5 protein-coding genes and 1 pseudogene are annotated in these 7,371 nt (G+C 66.1%); all 6 read right to left on the reverse strand.

Annotated elements, in window-relative coordinates:
* A partial coding sequence (locus ABYW26_RS07990; RefSeq protein WP_372604246.1) for an acyl-CoA dehydrogenase family protein occupies window positions 1-956 on the reverse strand: 956 nt, incomplete at its 3' end.
* 143 nt (window positions 957-1,099) lie between these two features.
* Window positions 1,100-2,506: a siroheme synthase CysG gene (cysG, locus tag ABYW26_RS07995; RefSeq protein ID WP_372604247.1), complete on the reverse strand. Its 1,407-nt coding sequence runs from the start codon at window positions 2,504-2,506 to the stop codon at window positions 1,100-1,102.
* Between the two features lie 10 nt (window positions 2,507-2,516).
* On the reverse strand, window positions 2,517-3,488 hold the full coding sequence (locus ABYW26_RS08000) for a glycosyl transferase family protein (protein ID WP_372604248.1): 972 nt from the start codon (window positions 3,486-3,488) through the stop codon (window positions 2,517-2,519).
* Window positions 3,485-6,154 carry a molybdopterin-dependent oxidoreductase gene (locus ABYW26_RS08005; RefSeq protein WP_372604249.1) on the reverse strand — a complete coding sequence of 890 codons (2,670 nt, stop codon included), beginning with the start codon at window positions 6,152-6,154 and terminating at the stop codon, window positions 3,485-3,487. Before ABYW26_RS08005 ends, ABYW26_RS08000 begins: the two co-directional genes overlap by 4 nt.
* Window positions 6,154-6,486: a nitrite reductase small subunit NirD gene (gene nirD, locus ABYW26_RS08010; RefSeq protein WP_372604250.1), complete on the reverse strand. Its 333-nt coding sequence runs from the start codon at window positions 6,484-6,486 to the stop codon at window positions 6,154-6,156. Before nirD ends, ABYW26_RS08005 begins: the two co-directional genes overlap by 1 nt.
* Window positions 6,483-7,371 (reverse strand): annotated as a pseudogene (locus tag ABYW26_RS08015) (nitrite reductase large subunit); the annotation flags it as partial. The pseudogene ABYW26_RS08015 and the gene nirD, both read right to left, overlap by 4 nt.

Consider the following 7,371-nt stretch of genomic DNA (forward strand, 5'->3'; position numbering starts at 1 on the left):
CGCCCGACGCGCAAGCTGGCCTGAAGCCCGAGCGAGATCTCCGTCATCATGTCGGCGAGCTTCTTCTGGTAGAGCTGGGTCTGGGCCAAGGGCCGGTTGAACTGCTTGCGGTCGAGCCCGTATTGCCGCGCCGCGTGCCAGCAGAACTCCGCCGCGCCGAGCACCCCCCAGGAAATGCCGTAGCGCGCCCGGTTGAGGCAGCCGAACGGCCCCTTGAGCCCCTCGACATTCGGCAGGAGCGCCTCCTCGCCGACCTCGACATCCTTCATCACGATCTCGCCGGTGATCGAGGCGCGCAAGGAAAGCTTGCCGCCGATCTTCGGCGCCGAGAGGCCGGGCGTGCCCTTCTCGAGCACGAAGCCGCGGATCTTGCCGCCATGCGCCTCGGACTTGGCCCAGACCACGAAGACGTCGGCGATCGGCGAATTCGAGATCCACATCTTCGAGCCGTTCAGGAGGTAGCCGTTCGCGGTCTTCACCGCGCGGGTCTTCATCCCGGCGGGGTCCGAACCGGCCTCTGGTTCGGTCAGGCCGAAACAGCCGATCAGCGAGCCGCTGGCGAGGCCGGGCAGGTATTTCATCCGCTGCTCTTCCGAGCCATAGGCATAGATCGGGTGCATCACCAGACTGGATTGCACCGACATCATCGAGCGATAACCGCTGTCGATGCGTTCAACCTCGCGCGCGACAAGGCCATAGCTGACATAGGACGCGCCCGCGCCGCCGTATTGTTCCGGCAGGGTCACGCCCAACAGGCCCGCCTGCCCCATCTCGGCGAAAATCTCGGGGTCGGTCTGTTCGTTCAGATAAGCGTTCTCGACCCGGGGGGCCAGACGGTCGGCGCAAAAGGCAGCGGCCGAGTCGCGGATCATCCGCTCTTCGCCGGACAGCTGATCCTCCAGCAGAAACGGGTCCGACCATTCGAATGACTGGCCTTGATGTGCGGTATTCGACATTGGTCGCGCCTCCCTGTTGTCGCGGCGGGTGCGCCGTTGCAGGTGGCGCAAACCCTTTCCCCCTTCATAAAAGCATTCGGGGGCCGGGTGAAATCGCAAATTCCACCCGGGGACGCATGACGCGGGGTCGGTGGCCCGCCGGGTTATATCGCGGCGCGCAAGCCGGGCGTGGCGATCTCGGGCAGGGATTCGACCATATGCTTGGGGCGGCGGATCAACAGGATCGCCGGGTTCTGCACCGCCTCGGCCACGATCACCGCTTCGAGCGTCGCCAAAGTCGCGGTGACATGGCGCTGCTCGGGCTTGCTGACCGCACAGACGATATCGACCGGGCACTCGCCGGGCAGACCGGCACCGATCAGGTTGGCGGAAATCTCGCCCGCCTGCCGCACGCCCATATACAGCGCCAGCGTCGTTCCCGGCTGCAAGGACGCGCCCCAGTCCGGCGCATCGTCGCCGGGGCGGCAGGTGCCGGTGGCAAACAACAGCCGGTCTGTCTGGCCGCGCTCGGTCATCGATTGGCCGATGGCGGCGCCCGCCGCAGTGGCGGCAGTGACGCCGGGCACGATTTCGACGGTAAGACCCTCGGTCCGGGCGGCGGCCAGTTCCTCGCCCGCGCGGCCAAAGACGCCGGGATCGCCCGACTTCAGCCGCACCACGCGCTTGCCTTGTTTGGCGGCGGCAACCACCACGGCGTCAATGCGTTCCTGCGGCCAGGCGCAAGCGCCGACGGCCTTGCCAACGAACACCCGCTCGGCATCGCGGCGCGCCAGTTCCAGAACCTCGGGGTCCACCAGACGGTCATAGAAAATGATATCGGCCTCTTGCAGGCGCTGCACGGCGCGCAGGGTCAGCAGATCGCGGGCGCCCGGACCGGCGCCGACAAGGCTGATCAAGCCGTGGCGATCCTGACCCGGCGCGGCCCCGGCGGTGATCGCCTGTTTCAGCAGCGCGGCGGCGTCGCGTTCGGCCCCGGTGGCGTGCAACTGGCGCGGGCCATCATTGAACACCCAGCGCCAGAACGCCCGGCGCTCGGATTGCGGAACGCGGGCGGCGACGGCATCGCGCATCCGGCCTGCCAGCGCGGCAAAGGCACCAAGGCGGGGTTCCAGCATGGTTTCGATCTGGGTCTTGATCTGGCGCGCCAGAACCGGCGCGGTGCCTTCGGTGCCGATGGCAACCACGACCGGATCGCGATCGACAATCGACGGGGTGATGGCATCGCACAGCTCGGGGCGGTCAACGACATTGACCACCACACCCGCCTGCTTGGCCAACTTGTGCAGCATCTCGTCGCGCGCCGGATTGCCAGTGCAGATGAACACCAGCGCCGCGCCCGCGAAATCATTGGCCGAGATCGCCCCGGTCCGGTGCGTCGCCCGGCCCTCGGCGACCAGCGCCGCCAGTTCGTCGTCCAGCTCTTCGGCCAGCAGGGTGATCCGCGCCTCGGTCTTGAGCACCAGCCGCGCTTTTTGCGCTGCCTGTTCGCCACCGCCCGCGATCACCACGTCGCGGTCCGTCATCGTCAGGAACATCGGGAAGGTTTTCATGGTCTCTCTCCTAGGCGGCCTGCGCCTGATGGCGGTTCGCCCACAGATCGGCCGCCAACCGGGCGGCATCGGGTTTGCCCACGGTATCCAGCGCCAGAGCGGCGGTGCCGATCACCACGGCTTCGGCGAAGGGATCGGTCAGGCTGCCGTCCCAAAGACGGGCCAGATCGGCGGGGTGCAGATCGGAATCGCCCAGCCGCCGGGTCTCGTCCCAGATCGGCGCGGCGCTGCTTTGCCACGGGGTGCCGTCGCGCAGGCCGAACAGTTCCATCTCTTTCGAGGGGTGACGTTCGAATTCGCCGCCGCCGCCCTTGATGACGGTCAGGTTGCGCTGGCCCAAAAGCGCCCCGGCATCGGCCTGAAGTTCGCGATACGGCGGGTGGAAAACCCCCTGCACCGAGGCCGTCGCGCCCGCCGGGTTCAGCACCCGCAAAACGGTGTTCACAGCCGAGCGCAACCCCAGCACATCGCGCAGTTTCAACAGGTCCAAAGCCCGGGGTGAAATCGCCTCTAACGGTAAGTAGGCGAGGCCGCCCTCCTCCAGCAGCCTCGCCCCCGTCGCAAGCCCATCGGCCTGCGGGATGCCACAGATATCGAGGGCGCTTCTAACCGAGGCCACAGGATTCTGGTGCGAATTCCAGCCGTGCACTAACACAGTCACACCTGCCCGCGCTACCAGTTTCGCGGCCAAAAGGAACAGGGGCACCGATCTTGTGCGCCCAGCGGCGTAGCTGGGCCAGTCCAGACCGGGCTTTTCGCCGGGCCACGGAGTCAGCGTCGCGCGAATCGCGTTCACGAAACCCACAACCTCGTCAGGGGATTCGCCGCGATAGCGCATCAGCATCAACAGCGCGCCAACCGCCTCGGGGGCGGCCTCGCCCGCCAGAATTTGCCGCATTGCGTCCTCGGCCTCGTCCTGCGTCAAAGACCGTCCGCGGCCCGGGCCACGCCCCATCGCATGAACATAAGACGCCAGACTCATTCAGCGGCCTCGCGGGTTGTTGCACTTGCCAATAGCGCCGCCAGTTCAGGCCGGCACGAGCCGCAGTTGCTGCCCGCTTGCAGCGCCGCGCCGATGGCCTCGACCGAGGTCAGGGATTGTGACGCGATCGCCGCCAGGATGGTGTTCACCCCGACATCGAAACAGACACAGACCGTAGCCCCCGGATCGGGGCGGTCGCCGCCCGGACGGCCCGACAGGGTCATCGGATCCGAGACCTCGCCGACCAGCGCCGCGATATGCCCGCGCGAGACCGCGACCGGCTCGGGTCCGGCGAACAGCGCCGCCATCAGCCGGCCGTCCTGATGCAGGGCGATGCGGGCCATGCCGCGGGCGGGATCGGTGACGATCATCACTTCGGCCTCGGGCAGGTTGAACAGGTCACGGGCGTAGGTCTCCCAATCCTCGGGCGGCTCAGCCCCGGCCAGTTCGGCCCGCCAGCCCAGCCGCGATTTCGCCAGCGCCCAGTAGCGGCAATCAGGCGTCAACGACTGGGTGCTGACCGCAAAACCATACCACGCCGGTTGATACGGCGCGACAGAAACCGCCGATCCTTTGCTGTCAGGCTGGCCGGACACCGGGTCGGTATTGGCGGCAACCAAGGCATCGACACGGGCCAAGCCGCTGTTCTGGGCGCTCCAATGCATCGGGGCGAAAACCTCGCCCGGGCGGATCTTGTCCGAGATCAGAACCCGCAGGATCGCGCGGCCCTGCGGGCTGACGACCTCGGCCAGACCGGCGGGGGCAAGACCCAGCCGCGCGGCATCGTCGGGATGCACCTCAAGATAGGGTTCGCCCATGTGCTGCGACAGGCGCGGGGATTTGGCGGTGCGGGTCATGGTGTGCCAGTGGTCGCGCACCCGGCCGGTGTTCAGCCGCATCGGATAGTCGGCGCTGAGGGGCGAGGCCGCCGCGCCGCCGGTGACGGCCAGCATCCGGCCCTTGCCATCGGGGGTAAAGAACCCGCCATCGGCAAAGAAACGTCCGCCTTTCTTGCGCTCATTCAGCGGCCATGTGAACGGCAGCAGCGTCGCGTAATGCGCGTCGGAAATGTCGGTCAGGTCCGAAATGTCGAAATCGCGGCCCAGCGCCCCGGCGATCCCCGACAGCGCCGCGTATTCGCGAAAGATCGAGGCCGGCGTGTCATAGTCGAACGCGCGTGCCCAGCCCATGCGCGCGGCCACATCGCAGATGATCTGCCAGTCATGCCGCGCCTGTCCCGGTGCGGGCAGGACGCCACGCTGGCGGCTGATGCAGCGCTCGGAGTTGGTGACGGTGCCGTCCTTTTCGCCCCAGCCGGTGGCGGGCAGCAGGACATGCGCCAATTGCGCGGTGTCGGTGCGGTCGGTCACGTCCGAGACCACGACGAAATCGCAACCCGCAATCGCCGCGCGCACCGCGTCGGCATCGGGCATCGACACCGCCGGGTTGGTGCACATGATCCAGATCGCCTTGATCTTGCCCTCGCCCACGGCACGGAACATATCGACGGCCTTCAGCCCGGCGGCATCCGGCATTTCCGGCGCGTCCCAGAAAGCGCGCACAGCCGAGCGGTGTTCGGCGTTTTCCAGATCCAGATGGCAGGCCAGCATATTCGCCAGACCGCCGGCCTCGCGCCCGCCCATGGCGTTGGGCTGGCCGGTGACTGAAAACGGCCCCATGCCCGGACGACCGATGCGGCCGGTGGCCAGATGGCAATTGGTGATCGCGTTGACCTTGTTGGTGCCAAAGGTCGATTGGTTCACGCCCTGGCTGTAGACGGTGACGACCTTTTCGGTGCCGATCCACATCCGGTAAAAGGTGGCAATGTCCTTGGAGTCCAGACCGGTAACGGCCAGATCGTCGCTGCTGGCGCAGTTCAGCGCCTCGCGGAAGCCGCTGATGTGGCGGCTGACATAGTCCTCGTCCACCGCGCCGTTTTCGGCAATCGCCGCCAGCAGCCCGTTGAACAGCGCCACATCGCCGCCCGGCGCAATCGCCAGATGCAGGTCGGCAAGGTCCGAGGTCGCGGTGCGGCGCGGGTCGATGTTGACGACCTTCATGCCGGGCCGGGCCTTTTTGGCGGCGGCGATGCGCTGATACAGCACCGGGTGACACCAGGCCATGTTGCTGCCGACCAGCACGATCAGATCGGCCTGTTCCAGATCCTCATAGCTGCCGGGCACGGTGTCGGTGCCAAAGGCCCGCTTGTGACCGGCCACGGACGAGGCCATGCACAGCCGCGAATTGGTATCGATATTGGCCGAGCCGATGAAGCCTTTCATCAGCTTGTTCGCGACATAGTAATCCTCGGTCAGCAATTGCCCCGAGACATAAAAGGCCACGCTGTCAGGACCATGTTCGGCGACGGTCTGTTTAAACCTCTCGGCCACCAGATCCAGCGCGCTGTCCCAATCGGCCTGTTGGCCATTCACCATCGGCGCTAGCAGCCGGTCGTCCAGCGAGGTGGTCTCGCCCAGCGCCGAGCCTTTCGAGCACAGCTTGCCGCCATTGGCGGGATGCGCGGGGTCGCCCTTGATGATCAGGCCGCCCTGCCCGTCCGGCTGTGCCAGCACCCCGCACCCTACCCCGCAATAGGGGCAGGTGGTACAGACAGTGCCCGGCACGGCCGCATCCATCAGCGGCAAAAGCGCACCCGCGCCGTCCATTACGCGGCCGTCCGTTTCATCAGCTGGTCGCTATCCATCAGGATGCGGCCATCTTCGACCCGCGCGGCATAGGTGGCGATCTGTCCGACGTCGGCGCCCTGAGCCTCGCCGGTTTCAAGGCTGAACACCCAGTTATGCAGCGGGCAAGTGATTTTCTTGCCATGCACGATGCCTTCGGACAGCGGGCCGTTCTTGTGCGGGCACCGATCCGAGGTCGCAAAGACCTCGTTCTCGTCGGTGCGGAACACCGCCACGCAGCCATGCACGGTTTTCACCACGCGCGCGCCGCAGACCGGGATGTCGTCGATACTGCCAATGTCGATCCAGCTCATTCTGCGGCCTCCAGTGTGAGATCGGCCAGCGGCGCGAATTTCTCAGCCTCGCCGGGCTGAGCCAGTTCGGCCCACGGGTCTTTCTGATAGACGGTTTGCGAAATCTTGAAGCGCTCAATCAGGGCGTTGCGGGTGTCGATGTCTTCGACGACCTGCTGTTTCACCCAGTCCAGCCCAACCTTGGCGACCCATTTATAGGGGCGGTCCAGATATTTGGCGTTCTCGCGGTAAAGCTGCATGAAGGCCATAGTCAGGTCCATCACCTCGGCTTCTGTGGCGACATCGGCCAGACGTTCGGTTTCCTTCACATCCATACCAGCCGCCCCGGCGACACCGATCTGATAGCCGCTGTCGACGCAGATCACGCCGATATCCTTGCAGGTGGCCTCGGCACAGTTGCGCGGGCACCCCGACACCGCCAGCTTGACCTTATGCGGCGTCCACGAGCCCCACAGCGCCTTTTCCAGCTGGATGCCCAGCCCGGTGCTGTCCTGAGTGCCAAAGCGGCAGTGATCCTTGCCGACACAGGTTTTCACCGTGCGCAGCCCCTTGGAATAGGCATGGCCTGAAACCATCCCCGCCGCGTTCAGATCGGCCCAGATCGCCGGCAGGTCTTCGCCCTTGACGCCCAGAAGGTCGATGCGCTGACCGCCGGTGACATGCACGGTCGGCACGTTGTATTTCTCGGCCGCGTCGGCGATGGCCCGCAGTTCGGCTGGGGTGGTCATGCCGCCGAACATGCGCGGCACGACGCTGAAGGTGCCGTCCTTCTGGATGTTGGCGTGTTTGCGTTCGTTGATGAACCGCGATTGCGGGTCGTCCTGATACTCAAGCGGCCAGTCGGCCAGCAGGTAATAGTTGATCGCCGGGCGGCAGACGTGACAG

It is taken from the genome of Actibacterium sp. (assembly GCF_041584535.1).
In the GTDB taxonomy this organism is placed as follows: domain Bacteria; phylum Pseudomonadota; class Alphaproteobacteria; order Rhodobacterales; family Rhodobacteraceae; genus Actibacterium_D.